The organism is Lwoffella lincolnii (genome assembly GCF_002014765.1).
Classification (GTDB): domain Bacteria; phylum Pseudomonadota; class Gammaproteobacteria; order Pseudomonadales; family Moraxellaceae; genus Psychrobacter; species Psychrobacter lincolnii.
Genome location: NZ_MUYT01000009.1, coordinates 41673 through 63870, shown reverse-complemented (window position 1 = coordinate 63870; position 22198 = coordinate 41673). Strand labels below are relative to the sequence as shown.

At 42.7% G+C, this 22198-nt stretch carries 23 protein-coding genes; 16 read left to right on the top strand and 7 right to left on the bottom strand.

Features of this window, described 5'->3' with window-relative positions:
- Positions 1–156: 156 nt before the first annotated feature.
- From B0682_RS07475 to B0682_RS07460, 4 genes are all read left to right on the top strand, one after another.
- A complete protein-coding gene (locus B0682_RS07475) occupies positions 157–1227 on the top strand; it encodes a hypothetical protein (protein ID WP_420845515.1) in 1071 nt (356 codons plus the stop codon).
- A gap of 275 nt (positions 1228–1502) precedes the next feature.
- Positions 1503–2492: a DUF1852 domain-containing protein gene (locus B0682_RS07470; RefSeq protein WP_078307868.1), complete on the top strand. Its 990-nt coding sequence runs from the start codon at positions 1503–1505 to the stop codon at positions 2490–2492.
- 92 nt (positions 2493–2584) lie between these two features.
- On the top strand, positions 2585–3619 hold the full coding sequence (locus tag B0682_RS07465) for a methionine synthase (protein WP_078307867.1): 1035 nt from the start codon (positions 2585–2587) through the stop codon (positions 3617–3619).
- 30 nt (positions 3620–3649) lie between these two features.
- Complete coding sequence (locus B0682_RS07460) at positions 3650–4171, top strand: flavin reductase (RefSeq protein ID WP_078307865.1); 522 nt, start codon at positions 3650–3652, stop codon at positions 4169–4171.
- Positions 4172–4270: 99 nt separating this feature from the next.
- Here B0682_RS07460 and B0682_RS07455 read toward each other — a convergent pair whose 3' ends face one another.
- Together B0682_RS07455 and B0682_RS07450 are read right to left on the bottom strand one after the other, a co-directional pair.
- Positions 4271–4543, bottom strand: a complete 273-nt coding sequence (locus tag B0682_RS07455) for a type B 50S ribosomal protein L31 (RefSeq protein WP_078307953.1) — start codon at positions 4541–4543, stop codon at positions 4271–4273.
- 193 nt (positions 4544–4736) lie between these two features.
- A complete protein-coding gene (locus B0682_RS07450) occupies positions 4737–5408 on the bottom strand; it encodes an LOG family protein (protein ID WP_420845514.1) in 672 nt (223 codons plus the stop codon).
- A gap of 293 nt (positions 5409–5701) precedes the next feature.
- Between B0682_RS07450 and B0682_RS07445 the strand changes: the two genes are divergently transcribed.
- The gene (locus B0682_RS07445) at positions 5702–6595 is read left to right on the top strand and encodes a hydrogen peroxide-inducible genes activator (protein ID WP_078307949.1); all 894 of its coding nucleotides are present in this window, start codon (positions 5702–5704) and stop codon (positions 6593–6595) included.
- Positions 6596–6725: 130 nt separating this feature from the next.
- Here the strand turns inward: B0682_RS07445 and acnB are convergent, their stop codons facing one another.
- On the bottom strand, positions 6726–9335 hold the full coding sequence (gene acnB / locus B0682_RS07440; protein WP_078307863.1) for a bifunctional aconitate hydratase 2/2-methylisocitrate dehydratase: 2610 nt from the start codon (positions 9333–9335) through the stop codon (positions 6726–6728).
- 466 nt (positions 9336–9801) lie between these two features.
- Between acnB and B0682_RS07435 the strand changes: the two genes are divergently transcribed.
- On the top strand, positions 9802–10416 hold the full coding sequence (locus tag B0682_RS07435) for a BLUF domain-containing protein (RefSeq protein ID WP_078307862.1): 615 nt from the start codon (positions 9802–9804) through the stop codon (positions 10414–10416).
- Here B0682_RS07435 and B0682_RS09715 read toward each other — a convergent pair.
- Positions 10413–10538, bottom strand: a complete 126-nt coding sequence (locus B0682_RS09715) for a hypothetical protein (RefSeq protein ID WP_276206633.1) — start codon at positions 10536–10538, stop codon at positions 10413–10415. The genes B0682_RS07435 and B0682_RS09715 overlap by 4 nt on opposite strands.
- Before the next feature lie 207 nt (positions 10539–10745).
- On the opposite strand from B0682_RS09715, the gene lipA reads away from it, so the two are divergent.
- The 10 genes from lipA (at position 10746) to B0682_RS07385 (ending at position 19342) form a co-directional block, all read left to right on the top strand.
- Positions 10746–11831, top strand: coding sequence for a lipoyl synthase (gene lipA, locus B0682_RS07430; RefSeq protein ID WP_078307860.1), 1086 nt, complete (start codon positions 10746–10748; stop codon positions 11829–11831).
- A complete protein-coding gene (locus tag B0682_RS07425; protein ID WP_078307859.1) occupies positions 11818–12864 on the top strand; it encodes an alpha/beta fold hydrolase in 1047 nt (348 codons plus the stop codon). Before lipA ends, B0682_RS07425 begins: the two co-directional genes overlap by 14 nt.
- A gap of 152 nt (positions 12865–13016) precedes the next feature.
- On the top strand, positions 13017–13838 hold the full coding sequence (gene dapD, locus B0682_RS07420; protein WP_078307857.1) for a 2,3,4,5-tetrahydropyridine-2,6-dicarboxylate N-succinyltransferase: 822 nt from the start codon (positions 13017–13019) through the stop codon (positions 13836–13838).
- A 482-nt stretch (positions 13839–14320) separates the two neighbouring features.
- The gene (locus B0682_RS07415; protein ID WP_240494923.1) at positions 14321–15112 is read left to right on the top strand and encodes a radical SAM protein; all 792 of its coding nucleotides are present in this window, start codon (positions 14321–14323) and stop codon (positions 15110–15112) included.
- Positions 15113–15212: 100 nt separating this feature from the next.
- Positions 15213–15539 carry a Trp family transcriptional regulator gene (locus B0682_RS07410; protein WP_078307947.1) on the top strand — a complete coding sequence of 109 codons (327 nt, stop codon included), beginning with the start codon at positions 15213–15215 and terminating at the stop codon, positions 15537–15539.
- A 52-nt stretch (positions 15540–15591) separates the two neighbouring features.
- Positions 15592–15846 carry an AbrB/MazE/SpoVT family DNA-binding domain-containing protein gene (locus B0682_RS07405; RefSeq protein WP_078307854.1) on the top strand — a complete coding sequence of 85 codons (255 nt, stop codon included), beginning with the start codon at positions 15592–15594 and terminating at the stop codon, positions 15844–15846.
- A gap of 15 nt (positions 15847–15861) precedes the next feature.
- Positions 15862–16164, top strand: a complete 303-nt coding sequence (locus tag B0682_RS07400) for a PIN domain-containing protein (protein WP_078307852.1) — start codon at positions 15862–15864, stop codon at positions 16162–16164.
- 92 nt (positions 16165–16256) lie between these two features.
- Entirely contained in the window at positions 16257–17657 is a 1401-nt protein-coding gene (locus B0682_RS07395) for an anthranilate synthase component I family protein (protein WP_078307851.1), read from the top strand.
- A gap of 106 nt (positions 17658–17763) precedes the next feature.
- Positions 17764–18414 carry an anthranilate synthase component II gene (locus B0682_RS07390; RefSeq protein ID WP_078307849.1) on the top strand — a complete coding sequence of 217 codons (651 nt, stop codon included), beginning with the start codon at positions 17764–17766 and terminating at the stop codon, positions 18412–18414.
- A 124-nt stretch (positions 18415–18538) separates the two neighbouring features.
- The gene (locus tag B0682_RS07385; RefSeq protein ID WP_143823322.1) at positions 18539–19342 is read left to right on the top strand and encodes a TrmH family RNA methyltransferase; all 804 of its coding nucleotides are present in this window, start codon (positions 18539–18541) and stop codon (positions 19340–19342) included.
- 99 nt (positions 19343–19441) lie between these two features.
- Here B0682_RS07385 and B0682_RS07380 read toward each other — a convergent pair whose 3' ends face one another.
- The 3 genes from B0682_RS07380 to B0682_RS07370 form a co-directional block, all read right to left on the bottom strand.
- Entirely contained in the window at positions 19442–20374 is a 933-nt protein-coding gene (locus B0682_RS07380) for an electron transfer flavoprotein subunit alpha/FixB family protein (protein ID WP_078307846.1), read from the bottom strand.
- Between the two features lie 48 nt (positions 20375–20422).
- A complete protein-coding gene (locus tag B0682_RS07375) occupies positions 20423–21172 on the bottom strand; it encodes an electron transfer flavoprotein subunit beta/FixA family protein (protein ID WP_078307845.1) in 750 nt (249 codons plus the stop codon).
- Positions 21173–21595: 423 nt separating this feature from the next.
- Positions 21596–22021 (bottom strand): hypothetical protein, encoded by a 426-nt coding sequence (locus tag B0682_RS07370; RefSeq protein WP_078307843.1) that lies wholly within the window; start codon positions 22019–22021, stop codon positions 21596–21598.
- Between the last annotated feature and the right edge of the window lie 177 nt (positions 22022–22198).

The window sequence follows — 22198 nt, the reverse complement described above, 5'->3', positions numbered from 1 at the left end:
AATCTGGCATCTCACCCACAACTGACTTTAAATGTCATGATTTATCCGCTTAATGCTTGCGTCTGATGGTAAATGGTGTATGCTAACTCTGCTAATTCACAACACATAAACAACATTTTCACAAACAACTGCAAACAACAAGCGAAGCCAAACACCATGACCATGCGTTATCAACATCAAAGCAATCATCAAGATAAAAGCAATCACAGTCATCAACCCCCAAAAAAAATCCCCATCAACAGCGAACAATACGCAGGACACGCCCAACATTGGGGCATTTTAACTGATGCAGTCGACCGCTCATTAAGCGATTCATCAGTCAATTTACCAAACAACACGCCAGCCACCCATGCCCAAACGTCTAAAACCAAAGACCAAAAAAACATCTCTGCCCAAGTCTCTGACTGGCTACAAGCCATGATTGACACCGCCACCTTACCACTGGGGTTAAACACACAATCCCCCAACCCAAAAACAAGCCCATATCTGTTAATCAGTGGCAACCAACCTGTGCATGTCAATCAAATATTAAAATTAAACAACGGCAAACCCACTGACTTAGTTAACGCCTTTCCTTGTGTCAACAGCCCATACGGTCTGCAATGCCACATCGAACACATCATCATCAACGACAGCCAGCTAGATGCGATATTGTGTCTGCGTGCTGATGACACCATCATTTATGCCCATGACCAACTGCATGCCATCAATGCCGACTTATATCGAGAAGACACCAGCTATTTTGTCAACCTAAGTGCATGGGCTTACCACATCACCATAAGCAAGCAAGATGAAGTCATCATCGTTGATGACCCCAAAGCCATTCGTTATCACCGTGCCTTTAATGACATCGTGGCAAACCATGGCGGACAAACACCTAACAACATAGACGAGTTAATCCGCCAATGGCAACCTGACGATAACACGGACACGCTTGCCCCCATTGAGATTAACTTGGGGCATATGTGTGCGTATTTATTTGGTGATACCTTAGGACAAGAAGATGAAGCTTGGTGTCAAGGACAAGTGCTTGGCAAGCAAGACAGTGCATTTTTTGACATTACGGTAACTTTGTTTGACGTGGTGATATTGCGTGAGCCAGACAGCCAACCTTTTGTGGTGCGTATGGCAACACCAAAAACCGCTAAGACTGATGCCATCGCCGTTCATGACTACATTCAAGCCAACATTTGGCTACAAGCGGCCATCTATGCTGACAATCAATAATCAATAAGGCAACAATCACCCAACCTTATTCAGTATCGGCTAATAAGATGACCGCATGGATTAAAAAATGCCAAGCAGATGATGTTAACGTGTGTCCCTAAACGACCCATTTCTCATATATCATGAATTTTATTCATCTTAATATGATTTTAAATCATTTTTATTCATGTAAAAAATCGGTTAAAGTATCCCTACTTGCTTATTTCATTCACTTTTCATTCACTAAACGCTTATCTGCTTAACTAAAAACAACCAAAAGTTTGGGAGACTTTATCATGACCAACATTCACAGCAACACCTTTCAATATTCCATCAAAAGTCATGTGTTTGATGAAAATTACCAACCAGCAACCAGCACCCGTTTGACCACCAACTTTGCCAACCTTGCTCGTGGTGAAAATCGCAAAGAAAACCTACAAAATGCCATCAAAATGATTAACAACCGTTTTAATGATTTGGCACATTGGGACAATCCGACAAATGACCGTTATTCAGTGCTCATTGACATTGTGTCTATTGATGTTGATGTGGCAGGTAAGGGCGAATTTTTCTCAGGATTAGAATGGCTAAAAACATCTGTGGTTGACCACAAAACAGGCAAAACCACCCCTGGCATCATTGGCAACAGCTTTTCATCATTTGTTCGTGATTATGATTTTAGCGTATTGCTTCGTGAATATAACAAGGATAAGGCTGAATTTAGTGTGCCTGAGGGTTATGGCGATTTGCATGGCAAATTGTTCAAATTCATGGTGGCATCCGAAGAGTACAAGACCCAATCCAAAAAACCACCCGTACTGTGCCTAAGCGTGGCGACCACTCGCACTTATCACAGAACCACCAACACGCATCCGATTTTGGGCGTGGAATATGTGCAAAATGATTATTCATTGACCGATGAGTATTTTGCCAAGATGGGCTTAAAAGTGCGTTATTTTATGCCCCCAAAATCGGTTGCCCCTTATGCGTTTTATTTTGATGAAAATGCTGATTTGTTGAACGATTACACCAATTTAGAACTCATCAGCACCATCGCCACCATGGAAGCATTCCAAAAAATCTACCGCCCAGAGATTTATAACGCCAATTCTGTGGCAGGTCAGATTTATCAGCCAAGCCTAACCTATCAAGATTATTCATTAACCAAAATTGAATATGACAGAGAAGAACGCACCCAATTGGCAATCAAGCAAGGCAAAATCGCCGAAGAGCAGTTTATCAAACCATATCAAGAGATTTTGGACGCTTGGCTTGCCGAAAAATAAGCGATAAGTATTAATCAATCAGCCGATGACTGTTTATCGGTTGGTTGATTGAAATTTTTGGTATAATGGCAAATTTAGTTTAGGAAAATACAATGAGCAAAATTTTACTTCCCACATCCACCGCAGGCAGTCTGCCAAAACCATCTTGGCTTGCTGAACCTGAAAAACTGTGGTCACCGTGGAAACTGCCCGAAGACCAACTGGCATCAGGCAAGCAAGACGCATTATTGGTGTGCCTACAAGAGCAACAACAAGCAGGACTTGACATCGTCAGCGATGGTGAGCAAACTCGCCAACATTTTGTAACCACCTTTATTGAACATCTTGACGGAGTGGATTTTGCCCAACGAGAAACCGTCAAAATACGCAACCGCTATGATGCCAGCGTGCCAACCGTGGTTGGGGCGGTCAGTCGCCCAAAAGCAGTGTTCGTTGATGATGCCAAGTTTTTGCGTCAATACACCACTCAACCGATTAAATGGGCATTGCCTGGCCCAATGACCATGGTAGACACTTTATATGACAACCATTATAAAAGTCGTGAAAAATTGGCTTGGGAATTTGCTAAAATCCTAAACGAAGAAGCCAAAGCCTTACAAGCGGTTGGGGTGGACATCATTCAATTTGATGAACCAGCATTTAATGTCTTTTTTGATGAAGTGAATGATTGGGGCATTGCCGCCCTAGAACGTGCTGTTGAAGGGCTAAACTGTGAAACAGCGGTGCATATCTGCTATGGCTATGGCATTCAGGCAAATAATGACTGGAAAAAAACCTTGGGTTCAGAATGGCGACAATATGAAACCTTGTTCCCCAATCTACAAAAATCCAACATTGACATCATCTCACTAGAATGTCAAAACTCGCATGTGCCAATGGACTTGATAGAAATCATTCGTGGTAAAAAAGTGATGGTCGGTGCGATTGACGTTGCCACAAGTAACATCGAAACCCCAGAACAAGTGGCAGATACGCTTCGTAAGGCGTTACAGTTTGTGGACGCAGATAAGCTATACCCATCAACCAACTGTGGCATGACACCCTTATCACGCCATGTTGCTAAAGAAAAAATGCGTGCCCTAAGTGCAGGGGCAAGCATTGTTCGTCAAGAATTGACTCATTCATAAACAGCCAATACACAAACAACGGACAAATCAATGGTTGATGTTATCGACTTTAAAAATGCCATGTCCATGCTAACCAGTGCCGTGAGCGTCGTTACCACAGCAGGCGCATCAGGACAACATGGCTTTACCGCTTCTGCCATTTGCAGTGTTACCGACACACCACCGACACTGTTGGTGTGTATGAACACATTTTCACGGTCATATGAACATTTTGTCGCCAATAAGGTACTGTGCGTCAATGTTTTAACCGCAAATCGCTTATCAAACCATGAAAATTTGTCCAATGTGTTTGCATCTGGACTGAACCAACAAGAACGTTTTGAACATGGATCATGGCAAACCTTGGTAACAGGGTCGCCTGTACTAAATGATGCGTTGGTAAGTTTTGACTGTCAGATTGAGCAAATCCAAGAAGTGGGAACACATGGGATTTTTATCTGTCCCATTATGGCGATTGGGCAACATTCACAAACCCAAGAAGGCCAAGGCTTGGTTTACTTTAACCGACGCTATCACCCCGTTGGGCAGATTAAAGCGTTATTGGACAGCTAGATTTATGATGCGGTTGTTATTATTAATAGCATCATTAAAAAACCACCTAATAAATAGGTGGTTTTATCAAATAACACATTAGCCAATAACAAAATGTGCTTATTCGCTGTCTTGTTTTTTGCTACGGCGACCAAACGCACCAAAACGCTTGTTAAAGCTGGCAACACGACCTTCGTTAGAAGCTTTACGCTGAGCACCTGTATAAAAAGGGTGTGAAGCACTTGAAATATCAAGGGCAACATATGGATACTCTTGACCTTCATATTCACGAGTGGTTTTACTTTTGACGGTTGAGCGAGTCAAGAAATACACGTCAGCGTTGGTGTCGTGAAACAACACTTCTTGGTACTCTGGATGGATGTCGTTACGCATGGCAATCTCCAATGACTGAGGCACTAAGGGCATCAGATGCCAGCCGTCGCATCACAAGACCATTCTTGCACACAACACCAGCAATGACTGTCTTAGCCTTCCACAGTGGGATAATAAGGATATAAGGGGCTGTATTTTACTGGATTTATACAGGTTTATCAAGTTTTATTAACTTGCCAAATTGATAAACTCACTAAATGCGTTGAGCAGGCAGATTGTCCTTAATTAACACCACATCTTGCAACAGTTCAATGGCTTGTTCTACGCCATCGCAAACGAGCAGATTCTCCAAATCATGACTACCAATAAAGCCTTCATCAGCACTGTGGCGTAAATGCTTAATAAAATAATCATAGTAGCCGTTGATGTTTAAGATAATCATCGGCTTTTGGTGTTGGAACAGCTGTCGCCATGTGGCAATTTCAGTGATTTCTTCCAATGTGCCTAACCCACCTGGTAAGGTGATAAAAGCATCAGCATACTCCGCCATGATGGCTTTGCGAGTGTGCATGGTGTCGGTCAAATGCAATTTGGTTAAGCGGGCATGAGCAATCTCACGCTCCAACATAAAGCTTGGAATGACGCCCACGGCTTCACCCTCATTATCTACCACCGCATCTGCAACCATACCCATTAGGCCAATACTTGCACCACCATACACCATCCCCAAACCGTTATCCGCCAGTGCCCTGCCAAGCTGTTTTGCCGTGTCTACATATAGGGTGTCATTACCCATGCGTGAGCCACAGTACACCGCCACCAAAGGCATGGACAGACTGCGTTTGTCCACGACTTGACTGATGTTGTGCATGTCTTTACTGGTGATGATGTCTTGAGTTTGATGGTATTTATGATGCTCTGTCATGGAATGTCCTTATGTGTCTGAATGCTGTTGGTTTATGAATGTTTTATTGTTTGATTATTTTAACATTTGATTATCATGATGAGATAAGCGTTTCTCCAGTTTAAAGAATTTAATGTCATGATTTATTTTTTTAATGTTGATATACTGTCTTTATCATCTTTTTGTTATATACATAAAGCATGTGGATAAAAAGAGCATGCCCATAAAGTTTGCTATTAAGCCTACTGGCTTATTTGTTATCCATTAGTTTTTTAACCATTCATTTTTTTACCATCACTTTTTTAAATACCACCATGATTACTTTACGACAATTAGAATTCGCTTTAGCCGTTGCCAAACACCGCCATTTTAAACGGGCGGCAGAAGAATGCAACATTTCTCAGTCCGCTTTAAGCCTTGGCATCGCTGAGTTAGAAAAGCAGTTGGACACACAAATTTTTGAACGCAACAATAAGCAGGTGCTGATTACGCCGATTGGTGAAGATATTTTAAGCCGAGCAAGGCGTGTGTTTAGTGAAGTCAATGATTTGACCACCAGAGCCCACAGTCATCAAACACCGCTTGCTTATCCCATGAGCATCGGGATTATCCCCACCATTGCCCCTTATTTATTGCCAAAAGTGTTGCCCAATCTAAAAAAAACCTATCCAGAATTTCGCATTCATGTGGTCGAAAAACAAACTGAACGTTTGCTGGAACAGGTACGCTATGGTCATGTTGATACCGCCATCATTGCCTTACCATATGAAGTTGATGGCTTGCATACATTTGAGTTTTGGCAAGAAGATTTTTTTGCAGTATTCCCAACCAATGATGCCAATGCCAAACTCGATTGTATCGATGCTAAAAAGCTTACTCAGGTTAATCTTATGCTGTTAGGTGAAGGACATTGTCTGACAGATCAAGTGCTTGATGTGTGTCAGTTTGATAAAGATGAATTTAAGTCCAACTTTGCTGATGCCAGCTTAAATACCTTAATTCAAATGGCGATGGCAGGTATGGGGACAACGCTTGTGCCATATATGGCGTTAGACCAAGTCCAATCTGCCAACCAGGCCATGACTGCTGTGCCATTGGCTGAAACAGGTCCACATCGACGCATTGCCTTTGTTACTCGATTAAACTATGCCAGGGTGAATGATGTTAAGTTATTGGGTCATTTATTTGCCAACGTACTAACAAAATAACCCACCAACAGGATAACTGCCATAACAAAACACCCGCCAAAATAACCACCAGAGCCAAATAATAAATAATCAACACACCCCAAAGGTTGTCTCACTTTTGGGGTGGGTGCGGTTTACCTGACATTTCAACTTACGCCAATTGAGCCACATCAATTTTATCGGCTTTTTTGGTGTAGTCAGTCATGCGGTCAAAATTCATGTAACGATAGACTTCATCACTCATGCTATCAAGTTTGCCTGCATACTCTTGGTACTCTGCATTGGTTGGCAGTTTACCAAGCACAGCAGCAACCGCTGCCAACTCTGCTGATGCCAAATAGACATTTGCCCCTTGACCCAAACGATTAGGGAAGTTACGGGTTGATGTTGATACAGCAGTGGATTTAGGAGCGATGCGAGCTTGGTTACCCATACACAACGAGCACCCTGGCATTTCGGTACGAGCCCCAGCTTGGGCATAGGTATTGTAGTAACCTTCTTCCATCAGCTCACGAGCGTCCATCTTGGTGGGCGGTGCAATCCAAAGGCGAGTTTTTAGGCTGCCTGCTGGTACTTCTTGTAGTAGCTTGCCCGCCGCTCTAAAGTGACCGATGTTGGTCATACACGAACCGATAAACACTTCATCAATGCTATCCCCTGCCACGTCCGCCAAAGTTTTAGCATCATCTGGATCATTTGGACAACAAAGAATGGGTTCTTTGATTTGACTCATGTCAATGGTGATGTCAGCGGCATATTCGGCATCAGCATCGGCACGCATAAGGCTTGGATTGTTCAACCATTCTTGCATGGCTTCGATGCGACGGCTTAATGTGCGAGCATCGCCATAGCCTTCAGAAATCATCCATTTAAGTAAGGTGATGTTGGAATTTAGGTACTCTTTGACTGATGCCTCTGACAACGTAATGGTACAACCTGCAGCACTGCGTTCAGCTGATGCGTCAGACAGTTCAAATGCTTGCTCAACGGTTAGGTCTTCTAAGCCTTCAATTTCTAAGATACGTCCGTTAAAGACATTCTTTTTACCCTTTTTCTCAACTGTTAATAGACCTTCTTTAATGGCTTGTAATGGAATGGCGTGTACCAAATCACGCAAGGTAATGCCATCTTGACGCTCACCAACAAAACGGACACGCACCGACTCTGGCATATCCAATGGCATCACGCCTGTGGCAGCAGCAAATGCAACCAATCCTGACCCAGCTGGAAAAGAGATACCCATCGGAAAGCGAGTGTGTGAATCGCCACCTGTACCCACAGTATCAGGCAATAACATACGGTTGAGCCAAGAGTGGATAATGCCATCACCGGGGCGTAAACTGACCCCACCACGGTTCATGATAAAGTCAGGCAAGGTATGTTGAGTTTCAACGTCCACAGGCTTAGGATAGGCTGCGGTATGGCAGAACGACTGCATGACCAAATCTGCTTGAAAGCCCAAACAGGCTAAGTCTTTAAGCTCATCACGAGTCATCGGACCTGTGGTGTCTTGACTACCCACAGTGGTCATTTTTGGCTCACAGTACATGCCTGGACGCACACCGTCTAATCCGCAAGCCTTACCGACCATTTTTTGAGCCAAGGTATAGCCCTTGCCTGTGTCAGCGGGTTGCTCTGGCATGGCAAACACGTCCGAATGCTCAAGTCCCAGATATTCTCTGGCCCGATTGGTTAAGGCACGACCGACGATAAGCGGAATGCGACCACCAGCACGCACTTCATCAAGCAGTGTCGCTGAGTTTAATTCAAAAGTAGACAACACCTCATCTGAGTCATGCTTGGTGATTTTGCCATCATAGGGATAGATGTCAAACACATCACCCATATTAATGCCATCAACATTGACATCTTCAATGGGCAATGCCCCTGAATCTTCCATGGTATTAAAGAAAATGGGTGCAATTTTACCACCAAGCACCAATCCGCCAGCACGTTTGTTTGGCACATGAGCAATGTCTTCGCCCATCAACCACAGCACCGAGTTGGTGGCAGATTTACGGCTTGAACCAGTACCCACCACATCTCCCACATAAGCAAGTGGATATCCTTTTTGTTTAAGCTCTTCAATCAGCTTCATCGGACCTTTGACACCTTCTTCGTCAGCAGTGATGCCGTCACGAGAGTTTTTGTGCATGGCAAGTGAATGCAAAGGAATGTCAGGACGACTCCACGCATCTTGAGCGGGCGATAGGTCATCTGTGTTGGTCTCGCCTGTCACTTTAAAAGCCGTGTAGGTGGCTTTTTGTGGCACTTTTGGACGGTTGGTAAACCATTCAGCATTTGCCCATGATTCGATGACTTCTTGAGCGGTTTGGTTGCCAGCTTTGGCTTTATCAGTTACATCATTAAAGGCATCAAAGACCAATAAGGTGTTTTTTAATGCCTTAGCGGCATGTTCTGCCAATGCGTTGTCATCTAACGCATTCACCAACGGCTCAATGTTATAACCCCCTTGCATCGTGCCTAAGATTTCAATGGCTTTTTGCTTGCTAATCAAAGGAGATTTGGCTTCATTTTTGATGATTGCTGCCAAAAAAGCAGCTTTGACATAAGCCGCTTCGTCCACACCTGGCGGAATGCGGTTTTCTAACAAATCTAACAAAAACTCTTCTTCACCTGCTGGTGGGTTTTTGAGCAATTCAACCAACTTAGCGGTCTGTTGGTCAGATAAGGGTAGTGGCACAGTGCCTTGATTGGCACGCTCTTGTACATGGTTGCGGTAGTCTTCCAAAAATGCCATAAAATTGTCCTTTTACGAATACATGAAAAAAAGCATCAAAACTGCTTGCCCATAATTTACTTGCCTATAATATAGCTTAAAACGTTGCAAAAGTTAATTAAAACCCAAACATGTCCGCCAATTATTACAGAATATCCATCATTTCTTATAGAAATACCAGCCTTTTAATCCACTATGACACCTTACTCAACATTCAACATTCAACATTCAATATCATCGACCAATGTCATCGACTTTATGATGATGACCATCATACCAAATGACTAAAATGGCGATGGTAACCATTTATCGGACAATCAGCTATCGGACAATCAGCATCGAATAATCCGCCTAAACCCATAAAAAACATACCAACTAAAATTTACAGTAAGATTAAGCCACCATACTTGTACAAAAGTAACAAAAAGACTACCATAAAGCTAACACCATTAACCGTATCTAAGAGCAGTTTATAAAAGGACGTATTATGTTGCCCAACACTGCCACCACGCCCATCTATTACTTGACCTATATCAGCACCATTAAGGTGGCATATTTACTGAAACCTCATACATTCAATGACATACACAATAAAGCCCTTGAATTTAACCGTAAGCACAATATCAGTGGCTTTTTGTGTTATGGATCACGGTGTTTTTTTCAGTATTTAGAAGGTGATAAACACATCGTTCAATCTTTATTTGCTAAAATTAAACAAGATTCTCGCCATCACAACATCAAGCTGATTGGTGAAGGGGATATTGATGCCCGTCGTTGTCAAAGTTGGTGCATGAATGTTATTACCCCAAAGGCATTGGCAAAGCATCATCAAGATGCCAAATCACATTATTATCCATTTACCCCTTATCAATGGTGTGATACTAAAATTAATAATTTCACCGAGTTTTGTATCTCTCAATACCATATTTTTCAAGACAACGTTTTTCAAGACAACGGCAAGGCCAACAAACCCAATCCACACCACGCTGATTTAGGGCAAACTGTGAAAGTTGCTATCGCCACGCATCAGGTATTTATTTTATTACAAGCCATGTTGGTATTGCTGGCAATCGTGGCGTTTGGTTTGATTCATATGTTTTAAGAGCCATTAACCAGTACCGCCCCACAAGCCAAATGATTAAGACCTGTTATTATCCGTGCTGTCTTTACTGTGTTAATACCGTCGATGCTGTTAATGCTGTTAATGCTGTTAATGCTATCCATTCCTTATTATTAACCCCATATTGGCAAGCACATGGGGTTTTTGGTTGGTTTTTGGTTGGTTTTTAATTGATGTCTGACTGCGTGTTCGGGTATGGTGGGTTGTGGCAGGTTATTTAAACGGACTTTTCTGTTATACTGCTCATCACAATTAACAAAACTTTTTGATAAAAGTCTCTTTCATTAAAAGGGATTAGGAAGTGATAGCCAATGAACACCAGCACCACATCAGCCGTACAAACGCACACACCCCAATCTTCACAAACCAGCCAACCAAAAAAAGCCGTCCAAGGTGAAAAATTACGGGGCTATGATAAAGTTGCTCGCATTCCCATTAAAATCATTCCCACCGAAACCGCCCCAAAAAAACCTGACTGGATACGAGTTAAGCTGGCAAAACCAGGGGAAGTTGAAGAGCTTAAAAAGACCATGCGTTCCAAAAAACTGTATACCGTATGTGAAGAAGCTGCTTGCCCAAATTTGCCTGAGTGTTGGAGCGATGGCACGGCAACCTTTATGATTATGGGGGATATTTGTACTCGCCGTTGTCCGTTTTGTGATGTGGCACACGGCAGACCCTATCAGTTAGACAAAAACGAACCACGCAACACCGCTGAGACCATCATGGACATGGGGTTAAAATATGCGGTCATCACCTCAGTAGACAGAGATGATTTATTAGACGGTGGTGCTGGACATTTTGCTGAAGTCATCAGAGAAACCAGAGCATTATCACCAAACTGTCTGATAGAAATTCTCGTGCCTGATTTTCGTGGACGCATGGACGTGGCATTACAAACCCTAGACAAAGATGCACCCGATGTGTTTAACCACAACATCGAAACCATCTCACGGCTGTATAAGGCGTTACGCCCCGGTTCTGATTATCAACATTCGCTGGAATTATTAAAACAATATAAACAACGTCGCCCAGACATTCCCACCAAATGTGGTTTTATGGTGGGGTTGGGTGAAACTGAAGAAGAAGTATATGCCCTACTTGACGACTTAAAAGCTCACGACGTGGACATCATCACCATCGGACAGTACCTGCAACCAAGCAAACAGCATGCTCCCATAGACCGCTATGTGCATCCTGATGAGTTTGAACGCTATATGGCATATGGTAAGAAGATTGGCTTTTTTAGCATTTGGGCAGGGCCTATGATACGCTCAAGTTACTTTGCTGACCGTCAATATTATGGTGAAGATTGCCCCAAACCTGTGCGTAGTCAAAATGTGGTGGCAGCTGAGCAACGAGCCAAAGCTGAGCAGGTACGCCATGCAGCCTGCTAATAAAAGCAGGCAGTATGCCAATGCCAATAATAATGCCAATGCCAATAACAATGCCAATGGCAATGGCAATGGCAATGGCTCAAATCAAAACCAAATCATCACTTCTAATGATGGCATTCACACGTTGCATCATCATTTTTTTGATTGTCAAAGTAAGCCCAAAGCCACCCTATTGATTGTCCACGGTATGAGTGAGCATGGTGGACGCTATGATGCTTTTGCGCAATTTTTGGCAGAACAAGGCATTGCCGTTGCAACCTATGACCAATTAGGACATGGCAAAACCGCCAACTGCCAAGAAGAACTGGGCTATGTTCATAAAACATATCCTGTACAGATGTTGCTAAGAGATGTGGTGCGTATGGCAAATCTATTAAAACAACGCCATCCACAGACACCACATTTTATCATGGGGCATTCTATGGGGTCATTTATTGTACGGCAGGTTCTGTCACAACACAGTTATGACTTTACTGGGGCAATACTCATGGGAACAGCGGATAAAAATCCTTTGATTAAATCGCTAGTCCCACTATTTGCAGGGCTTAACCGCTTAAGTCCTAAGCGTCCTTGTCATTGGGCTGGCAACAGCATGAATAAGGTGTTAAACAGCAAACTGGGCAATGTACAAAGCGCTTCACGCTTTGCTTGGGTGAGTAACAACACCGACAACATCAATGCGTATGAATCTGACCCTTTGTGCGGTTTTAATTTTACCCATAATGGCTTTTTTGCATTATTTAAAATCATGGATTTGGCACTTAACCAAGACTGGCATGCCGACATTGACAGACATTTCCCTTTGCTATTGGTCTCTGGTAAAGATGACCCCGTTGGCAACATGGGTAAAGGCATTGACCGTCTACAACAGCGATTACAAGATAACGGTTTTTGGCAAATCAACAAACGACTGTATCCCAACATGCGTCATGAACCCCTACACGAACAGCAAGCGGACATGGTATTTAACGACATTGCCCATTGGATAACGCATCATGCACTCACCAATCATCATTCATTCACCAACCAATGAACCTGAACATTTGCCAAGTTGCAAAAAATTAACGACAATACACCACGTACGACGTTACTTTTTAACTTCCCTTTTTCATTTACCCTTTAATTTACTTTTTAACTGTTTTTATTGAACCGTTTTTATTCCAATGATTAAAATTAGGACATGTTATGACCCTACAAGCCACCATCGAACAAGCCTTTGAAAACCGTGCTAACCTTAGCCCAGAGACCATGCCCACCGACGTGCGTGAAGCGGTCATCAGCGTACTAAACGACCTAGACAGTGGCAAACTTAGAGTTGCTGAAAAAATAGATGGTCATTGGCAAGTCAATCAATGGGCAAAAAAAGCCGTCCTACTGTCGTTCCGTTTGTATGACAATTATCCCATGCCCAGTTGTGAACATTTGCAGTTTTATGACAAAGTGCCAACCAAATTTGCCAATTGGACAAAAGAGCAGTTCATCGATGCAGGCATACGGGTTGTGCCACCAGCAGTGGCTCGCCAAGGTGCTTACATCGCTGATGGTGTGGTGCTGATGCCTTCTTATGTCAACATCGGTGCATACGTTGACCAAGGGACAATGGTCGATACTTGGGCGACAGTTGGATCATGTGCCCAAATCGGTAAAAATGTGCATCTGTCTGGTGGCGTTGGTATTGGAGGGGTGTTAGAACCATTACAAGCCAGTCCCACCATCATCGAAGATAACTGCTTTATCGGAGCAAGAAGTGAGATTGTTGAAGGGGTCATTGTTGAAGAAGGCTCAGTCATCTCTATGGGCGTGTACATCGGACAATCCACTAAAATCTATGACCGCAAGACAGGTAATATCATCTATGGACGTGTGCCAGCAGGTTCGGTAGTTGTCCCCGGTAGCCTTCCCAGTGAAGACGGCAGTCACAGCCTATATGCCGCCATCATTGTCAAAACAGTGGATGCCCAAACTCGAGCCAAAACCAGCATTAATGAGCTATTAAGAATGGGGTAGAGTATTAAGCCATGATGTTCATAAGTCATGCTTTGACTTCCTCCCCTCCCTATCGTTCGGGGATTCCTGCTCCCAGACGGTCAAGCCCGACCGCAAGCCTAAGATAGTGGCAACCGCCCGTACGACACACCGTACATCTTAGGTTCTTATTTTAAGCTAATCCTACTGTTAGGATTGTCATAGACACGAATTAGCTTAAGTGTGTGTTTGGAAACGTCTTACCAGTTAAGTTACTGCGTACTCGCAATTTAGTCTTAACTTAACTGTGGAATGTAAGACATTGAATATAGTCAGATGAGTATAGCAAAACTTATCACATTTAACAATTGCCTTATATCCACCGCCTGAAGGCGGTGGATATAAGGCAACGGAGGATAAAATATCTCTACCATCATCGTAAACAGAATTTATGACAAGATTTATGAACATTGGTTTAAAATGGTAACGCTAACTCCGATTTACCATTTGTCATGAGGTCATCATTGAACCATCTTTTAACCACCAGTGCCACTCAAACGCCACGACGCAACACTCATATCCCCACCACCGATCCTGAGGCAGGATTAAAGTTGACGGAGATTTTTTATTCTCTGCAAGGCGAGGCGCTGACCGCAGGCTTACCAACCATTTTTATTCGCCTGACGGGTTGTCCGCTTCGATGCGTGTATTGTGATACTGAATATGCCTTTGTGGGTGGTCAACGGTGGGGGCTAGATGACATTTTGACTCACATTCAACAATATCCTTGCCAACGAGTCTGTGTAACAGGCGGCGAACCGTTAGCACAGCCTAATGCCATTGTGCTGATGCAACACCTTATTGATGCAGGATATGAAGTCTCACTAGAGACATCAGGGGCGTTATCAGTCGCTGATGTGCCTAAACAGGTGTCTAAGGTGATGGATTTAAAAACCCCATCATCAGGTGAGATGACCAAAAATTTGTGGGATAATCTAACCCACTTAACCCAGCATGACCAATTAAAATTTGTGATTATGAATCAAAAAGACTATGATTGGGCAAAACAGCAAGTCATCATGCACAGCTTACATCATAAAGTGGGTGTGGTATGGTTCTCACCGATGTTTGAGGTGAACACGCCAAAGGTAATCAGCATCAGCGATGACACCGCCTGTCAGCATGACCAATCCCCTATCCAACCTGTTCAACAGCTTGCCCAACAGCTTGCCGATTGGATTCTCAGCGATGCCCTGCCTGTGCGTCTACAGTTACAACTACATAAAATCATCTGGGCAGATGCCAAAGGCAAATAAAGCCAAATTTTAATAAAACCACCCTGCCCCGTTGCCATCATTGCAAGAATGATTTATGATATTTGTTCTATTTAAATAGAACAAACCGATGGAATTTACCATGCCACATCATTCAATCACATCAGCCAAGCACACCAACAAGCACACCAATAGCGGACAACATGCCGAAGCTATTTTACTTCAATTATTTTGTCAAACCGAAGACAGCAAACAAATGCAACGGCTATTTTCTGCCTTATTCACTGAAAAAGAATGCAGTGAACTTGCCAACCGCATTCAGATTTTTGCCCTACTACAACAAGGCTTACCCCAACGTGAAATTGCTGAGCGTTTGGGGGTGGGGATTGCGACCGTCTCAAGGGGTGCAAAAGCTTATCAAGTCAATGATGTGGCGAATTTATTACCGAATTTGAAAGAGAAGTTTTAGTATTTCACCTTATGGGTTTTGGTAAAATAAACAAAAATCAAAGGATTTGACCATGACACAAGTCATTTTACATGAGCATAATCAAATTACCCTACCCCCTGTAATCGCCAAACAAGCCAATATCCAACCCAGTGATACGCTCAATATCAGTTATGATAATGGCATAATTCAATTAAAACCCAATAATCTTAAACAGAATGAACCATTTGATATCATGGCATTGTTCGGTTGTGCCAATGGCACTTACGGCAAAACGACCCAAGAAATCGATGCGTATGTTGCCAATGAACGTTTATCTTGGGACTAAAAACAGTTTAAAGCAATCACAGGTGATTTGACCTTGACCGAATTATTGGTTAAACCCATCAAAGATAATAATTTGAAATTAAAACAACAAGTTAAGTCACTTTTTGACCATGATTTTATTCATTTGGTCGAGCATCAACGCTCAATTTTTGACTTGTGTAGCGAACTTCGAGCCTTTCACTCACTAAAAATCCCTGACGCTCTGCATGTTGCTACTGCCATTTATTATCAAGCTGATATTTTTATCACCGCCGCCCATAAGTTAGCGAATAAAAATATCGGCATTACCTTTCTAAATTTGAATGAGTTTAAACAATAGAAGTCTTTGTATAATAACAGTTTGCCAATCACCACTTAATTTAACCATAATGTATCGCCATACTAGAACATTAAAACCTTTAAAGAAATGTTATGAATATCCAAAACAAACCACCTAAAATTGAACTTGCCAGCAAACCACAGCTTATCAAGCTGGCTCAAGATATTGATTTCTTTGAATTATTTCAACGCATAGAAGCCAAATATGACACCTGTTTTTTGCTAGAATCTTTAGGCGAAGACAGCCACATTTCACGCCATCACGCCATTGGGTTTGCTCCAGCCAAAACCATTTTTGCCAAAAACCGCCATACCCTTGCCATTACCGACAATCACACACAACAAACGGTGGATTACCCTTGCGACAATCCGTATCAGCTACTTAGACAAATCACCCCACAGCACATCATTGCCCGCAACCATACGGGCGGATTGGTTGGATTCTTGGGCTATGACTGCGTCAATTTTTTTGAGCCAACCTTAAACATCAAAAGTTCGAATGATTGTGAACCATTTAAATTTGGTCTATATCTGGACGGACTGAGCCTTGATAAAATGACTGGTGAGATTTTTTATTTTTATTACCCTTCGTCCCAACAGAAAAATCGCCTTAACGAAATCAAAACCTTGCTTGACATGCCAATCCCCACTCACACCACCCCAACCGTGCGTTTTGTCGGTGACGGCATGAGTAAAGAAGAACACGCCAAAACCGTGCTTAAGGTCAAAGAAGACATCAAGTCAGGCTTGATTTTTCAATGTGAAGTGGGCTTTAAATCACACTATCACATCACAGGCGACACCTTGCCAATTTATGCAAAATTACGAGACATCAACCCCTCTCCACACATGTATTTTGTCAAATTTGGTAAACAAAAAATCATCGGAGCATCACCAGAATTGCTGTTTCGTTTGCGAAATGGTGAGATGGAAACTTTTCCGCTGGCAGGCACGACCAAACGTGGTAAAGACATCACCGAAGACCGCAAGTTGGCTCGTCAGCTGTTAAATGACCCAAAAGAAATTGCTGAACATAACATGCTGGTGGATTTGCACCGCAATGACATTGGTCGAGTGGCACAGTTTGGCACAGTCAAAGTGCGAAATTTGATGGACATCAAGCGTTTTTCACACGTTCAGCACATTTCTAGTGAAATTGTTGGCATTATCCACCCAGCCGAAGACATGTTCACCGCCCTTGCCAGTAATTTTCCTGCTGGTACATTGTCGGGTGCTCCAAAGATTGAAGCGATGAAAATCATCAATGAACTTGAGCCTGATGGACGTGGGGCATATGGTGGGGCGTTGGGGCAGTTCTCATTTAATGGCGATTGTATTTTTGCCATTCCCATTCGTTCATTGTTTATCAATGGTGAAAAGGCATATTCACAAACCTGTGGTGGTAATGTGTATGATTCCAATCCTGATGATGAGTATGAAGAAATTATGCGAAAATTATCAGCGATGAAGGTAGTGTTACGGTATTTTGAATAAGCGTATTTAATGATAGCTTAACGATGCTAAAATCATCGCATCATTCAATATTTATTTTGACGGCACGCCTGTAAAATCATTTAATCCCTTTAATGAAGTCTAAATCATGAATGTACTTATCATCGACAATTACGACAGCTTTACTTTTAATCTGTATCAATATGTGGGCGAAATTCTCACTGACAAACGCAATCAAAACGGACAAGATTTTAATGTCATCGTCAAACGCAACAATGACATCACCCTTAACGAAGCAAAAGAACTCAATCCTGACCGCATCATCATCTCACCTGGCCCAGGTTCACCAGACAATCCAGCGTATTTTGGGGTGTGTGGCGATGTGATTACTCAAATGGGCAAAACCACACCATTACTTGGTGTGTGCTTGGGCATGCAAGGAATTGCTCACTTTTTTGGTGGCAAGGTGGTGCAAGCAAAAACACCGATGCACGGTAAAACATCTGCCATTCGTCATGATGGACAAGGCGTGTATCAAGGTCTGCCACAAAACATCAACATCATGCGATATCATTCATTGATGGTGGCAACAGATGGTCTGCCTGATTGCCTTGAAATCACCAGCGTGGTTGCTAACTTAGATAATGCCGATAAATCCATACAACAAGCCAGTCTGTTGGGTGATGAGATTATGGGTATCCGTCATAAAGCATACCCAATACAAGGGGTACAATATCACCCAGAGTCGTTTGCCACTGAAGGGGCAAAATGGTTGTTGGGGAATTTTTTAACGCTTTAACTTTCTGATACTTTACTTTTCGGACACTTGAATGAAAACTGAATGAAAACAGATTTATTTATCCTGTGTCCATTTTGCTGTTGCTTTGCTGTTGTTGACTAATATGATGATGAGCGTTATTACCATGCCCTCCATACCTGACTTATCTAACCCCATTACTTCAGCTCAAAATTCACAAATAAAACTTGCCAAAGGTCTGCTGGCATCAAACCGCCAACGCAACAAACATCAACAAAGCATTATTGAAGGCACACATTTGCTATCAGCTGCATTTAAAGCAGACTATCCCATTGAGCAAATTTTATTGGCAGCCAGTCAACAACATCACCCTGAAGTGATGCAACTACTGCATACAGCTTGGCACAAAGGCATTGCCACGACCACCGTTAGTGATGAGTTGTATCGTTCATTAAGCAATTTAGGCACAGGCATCGACATCATGGCGGTCATTCCCATTCGTCAGTTGTCCATTAGGCAAATAAGTGGCGATTGTCTTATCCTAAATGACGTACAAGATGCTGGTAATGTTGGCACACTGCTTAGGACAGCCGCCGCTGTTGGGGTAACAAATGTCATCTGCACAACAGGCACAGCACAAGTGTGGTCCCCCAAGACCCTACGAGCGGGCATGGGCGCTCAGTTTGCCTTGATGGTGTATGAAAATGTGCTGATTGCTGATATTCTTGCTCATGTTCATACGCCCATGCTAGCAACCAGTTCACACACCGATGCGATTATCTACAAGACTGATTTGCAAACACCTGTGGCATGGGTCATGGGACATGAAGGACAAGGGGTGTGTGATGAGCTGATGCAACACGCCACCCCCATCGCTCTGCCCCAACCCAATGGGCAAGAAAGCCTAAACGTTGCCATTGCAGGCTCGTTATGTCTGTATGAAATGCTAAGACAGCGACAGTTTGCTTAAAATTAAATTAACATCATGCCATAAAAAAAACCCAGCCATAAAAAAACCCAGTCTTTGTTTATTCAGACTGGGTTTTTAGTCAGTTTATGTGTGTGTCTTTTACAGCTTGCTGGTCAGTTCAGGCAATGCGTCAAACAAATCAGCTTCTAAGAAATAATCAGCGATGTTAGCAATCGGAGCATCTGAATCATTGTTAATCGCCACAATGACTTTTGAATCTTTCATGCCTGCCAAATGCTGAATCGCACCAGAGATGCCCACAGCAATGTACAGTTGTGGTGCAACCACCTTACCTGTTTGACCAACTTGCAAATCATTAGGCACATAACCTGCATCAACTGCCGCACGAGACGCACCAACAGCAGCATTAAGCTTATCTGCCAACGGCTCGATATATTTAGTGAAGTTTTCACCACTGCCTAAAGCACGACCACCAGAGACCACAATCTCAGCAGAAGTTAACTCAGGGCGGTCAGATTCCGCCAACTGCTCACCAACAAACTCAGATTTACCTGCATCATGTGTGTTATCAAGGCTTTCAACACTGGCATTGCCTCCAGCTATCGACGCTGCGTCGAATGCCGTACCACGCACGGTAACGATGAGTTTGTCTTCACCAGATTTGACCGTGGCAGTGGCGTTACCAGCATAGATGGGACGCTCAAAAGTATTGGCATCAACCACCGAAGTGATGTCAGAGACCATGCTCACATCCAACAAAGCCGCCACTCGTGGCATGAAGTTTTTGCCAGTGGTGGTGGCAGGGGCCAAAATATGACTGTAATCACTTGCCAAATCCTTAACCAGCAATGCCACATTCTCTGCCAGCTGATGTTCATACACCGCATCATCAGCCAAGATAACTTTACTGACACCTGCCACTTTAGCAACGTCATCAGCGACCGCTTGGCAACCACTGCCTGCGACCAACACATGAATGTCCCCACCGATTTGACTGGCGGCGGTAACGGTGCTTAGGGTTGCCTTTTTTAGACTGGCGTTGTCATGTTCTGCATAAACTAAAATAGCCATTATTATTATCCTTAATCAAAACAATTCATCAAAATAAAAAAACAACGCTTAGATAACCTTTGCTTCGTTTCTTAATTTCTCAATCAACTCATCAACAGAAGTAACTGTCATGCCTGCACTGCGTTCAGCAGGTGGCACAACTTTGATGGTTTCAAGCTTAGATGCCATTTCTACGCCATAATCTGCTGGGGTTTTTTCATCCAATGGTTTTTTCTTGGCTTTCATGATGTTAGGCAGTTTAACAAAACGGGGTTCATTTAAGCGTAAATCGGTGGTAATCACCGCTGGCAGTGGTAAGGTAACCGTTTGTAAGCCACCATCCACTTCACGAGTAACGTTGACTTTACCGCCATCAACTTTAATCTCAGATGCAAATGTGCCTTGCCCAATGCCCATCAGAGCGGCGAGCATTTGACCTGTTTGGTTATTATCATCATCAATGGCTTGTTTGCCTAATAAAATGATGTCTGCCCCTTCAGCTTCAGCAATGCCTTTTAAAATTTTAGCCACTTGTAGTGGGTAAGCTTTTTCATCAGTCTGTACCAACACACCACGGTCAGCACCCAAGGCTAAGGCAGAGCGGATTTGTTCCTGAGCTTCTTTTGCACCAATGCTGGCGACAATGATTTCATCAATTACGCCAGCTTCTTTTAGGCGTACCGCTTCTTCAACAGCGATTTCACAAAACGGATTGATGGACATTTTTGTGTTAGTCAAGTCAACACCAGAGTTATCCGCCTTGACACGTACCTTGACGTTATAATCAATGACACGCTTAACTGCGACTAATGCTTTCATAAGGTCCTCTTTTATTAAAGTTATCAATTAAAGTGGTTAACAGTCGATAAAGCCATCAACAGCCGAGCCAAAATTCTCTCTTAGCTTGATAAACCTGACCACGACATCTGTTGGGTTGATAGAAATGTGGTTTTGTCAATTTGTGATTTTGTCAACTTGTGGTTTTGTCAACTTGTGGTTTTGCTGATTGGTGGTTTTACCAGCTTAAAGCAACACATCTTAAAGTAGCATATCTTGCCACAATGAAACAGCAAAAAATAAAAAAGCAAAAACTGATGCCACATCTCAATCAGTATAGCAAGTAAATGACAGATACCAAACAATAGATAACCATTTTTTATAGATTATAATGATACATATTCTAAATGGTTTATTAAAAAATAAACATCAATATGGCGTCATTTTTATTGAGCCAACTAAACATCATATGTTTAGTAAGGGATATGCCAACACAAAAGCACATAAAGTCATAAAGGTAATGGCAAATGCTTGGCTATAACTGACATAAGGCATGGGAATCACCAAATCTTCAGGTGAATCAGGAATGCCCTCTTTATGAATTAAGCGAGTACCATATACCCACCCAAATAAAGTATAAATACCATAAGCCACAGGCACAGCAATGGCGATAGATGGTAAGTTTAAGAAATATAACACCGCCAGCGACACAAAAAACCATAAAGTGTCAATAAATGACCCCCAATGAAACCATGCTGAATCGGGCAATTTACCTTGTGTGGCTTTTAGGGCTTGACCTTCTAGCCAAATCACCACGGCAACCAACAAACTAAGTGCCAAATACATCTGCTCTAAGGTGATGTGCGATTGTAATTGCTCAAGCCAAGGCATAAGGTGTCTCTTAATGGGGGTTTTAATGAGGATTTAGATGATTAAATGACTGATAATATATTGGGATAAAGTGCATAAATTCAATAAAAAAACCCTGCATCACATGATGACACAAGGCTTGTGTGTGGTCTGATGAGTAAATTTGATGAATTAATTTGATAAGCGAACTTAGTCTTG

Bases quoted from the DNA above. Each gene is read 5' to 3' on its own strand.
- B0682_RS07475 (WP_420845515.1), top strand. From the start codon at position 157: ATGACCATGCGTTATCAACATCAAAGCAATCATCAAGATAAAAGCAAT.
- B0682_RS07470 (WP_078307868.1), top strand. From the start codon at position 1,503: ATGACCAACATTCACAGCAACACCTTTCAATATTCCATCAAAAGTCAT.
- B0682_RS07465 (WP_078307867.1), top strand. From the start codon at position 2,585: ATGAGCAAAATTTTACTTCCCACATCCACCGCAGGCAGTCTGCCAAAA.
- B0682_RS07460 (WP_078307865.1), top strand. From the start codon at position 3,650: ATGGTTGATGTTATCGACTTTAAAAATGCCATGTCCATGCTAACCAGT.
- B0682_RS07455 (WP_078307953.1), bottom strand. From the start codon at position 4,543: ATGCGTAACGACATCCATCCAGAGTACCAAGAAGTGTTGTTTCACGAC.
- B0682_RS07450 (WP_420845514.1), bottom strand. From the start codon at position 5,408: ATGACAGAGCATCATAAATACCATCAAACTCAAGACATCATCACCAGT.
- B0682_RS07445 (WP_078307949.1), top strand. From the start codon at position 5,702: ATGATTACTTTACGACAATTAGAATTCGCTTTAGCCGTTGCCAAACAC.
- acnB (WP_078307863.1), bottom strand. From the start codon at position 9,335: ATGGCATTTTTGGAAGACTACCGCAACCATGTACAAGAGCGTGCCAAT.
- B0682_RS07435 (WP_078307862.1), top strand. From the start codon at position 9,802: ATGTTGCCCAACACTGCCACCACGCCCATCTATTACTTGACCTATATC.
- B0682_RS09715 (WP_276206633.1), bottom strand. From the start codon at position 10,538: ATGGATAGCATTAACAGCATTAACAGCATTAACAGCATCGACGGTATT.
- lipA (WP_078307860.1), top strand. From the start codon at position 10,746: ATGAACACCAGCACCACATCAGCCGTACAAACGCACACACCCCAATCT.
- B0682_RS07425 (WP_078307859.1), top strand. From the start codon at position 11,818: ATGCAGCCTGCTAATAAAAGCAGGCAGTATGCCAATGCCAATAATAAT.
- dapD (WP_078307857.1), top strand. From the start codon at position 13,017: ATGACCCTACAAGCCACCATCGAACAAGCCTTTGAAAACCGTGCTAAC.
- B0682_RS07410 (WP_078307947.1), top strand. From the start codon at position 15,213: ATGCCACATCATTCAATCACATCAGCCAAGCACACCAACAAGCACACC.
- B0682_RS07405 (WP_078307854.1), top strand. From the start codon at position 15,592: ATGACACAAGTCATTTTACATGAGCATAATCAAATTACCCTACCCCCT.
- B0682_RS07395 (WP_078307851.1), top strand. From the start codon at position 16,257: ATGAATATCCAAAACAAACCACCTAAAATTGAACTTGCCAGCAAACCA.
- B0682_RS07390 (WP_078307849.1), top strand. From the start codon at position 17,764: ATGAATGTACTTATCATCGACAATTACGACAGCTTTACTTTTAATCTG.
- B0682_RS07385 (WP_143823322.1), top strand. From the start codon at position 18,539: ATGCCCTCCATACCTGACTTATCTAACCCCATTACTTCAGCTCAAAAT.
- B0682_RS07380 (WP_078307846.1), bottom strand. From the start codon at position 20,374: ATGGCTATTTTAGTTTATGCAGAACATGACAACGCCAGTCTAAAAAAG.
- B0682_RS07375 (WP_078307845.1), bottom strand. From the start codon at position 21,172: ATGAAAGCATTAGTCGCAGTTAAGCGTGTCATTGATTATAACGTCAAG.
- B0682_RS07370 (WP_078307843.1), bottom strand. From the start codon at position 22,021: ATGCCTTGGCTTGAGCAATTACAATCGCACATCACCTTAGAGCAGATG.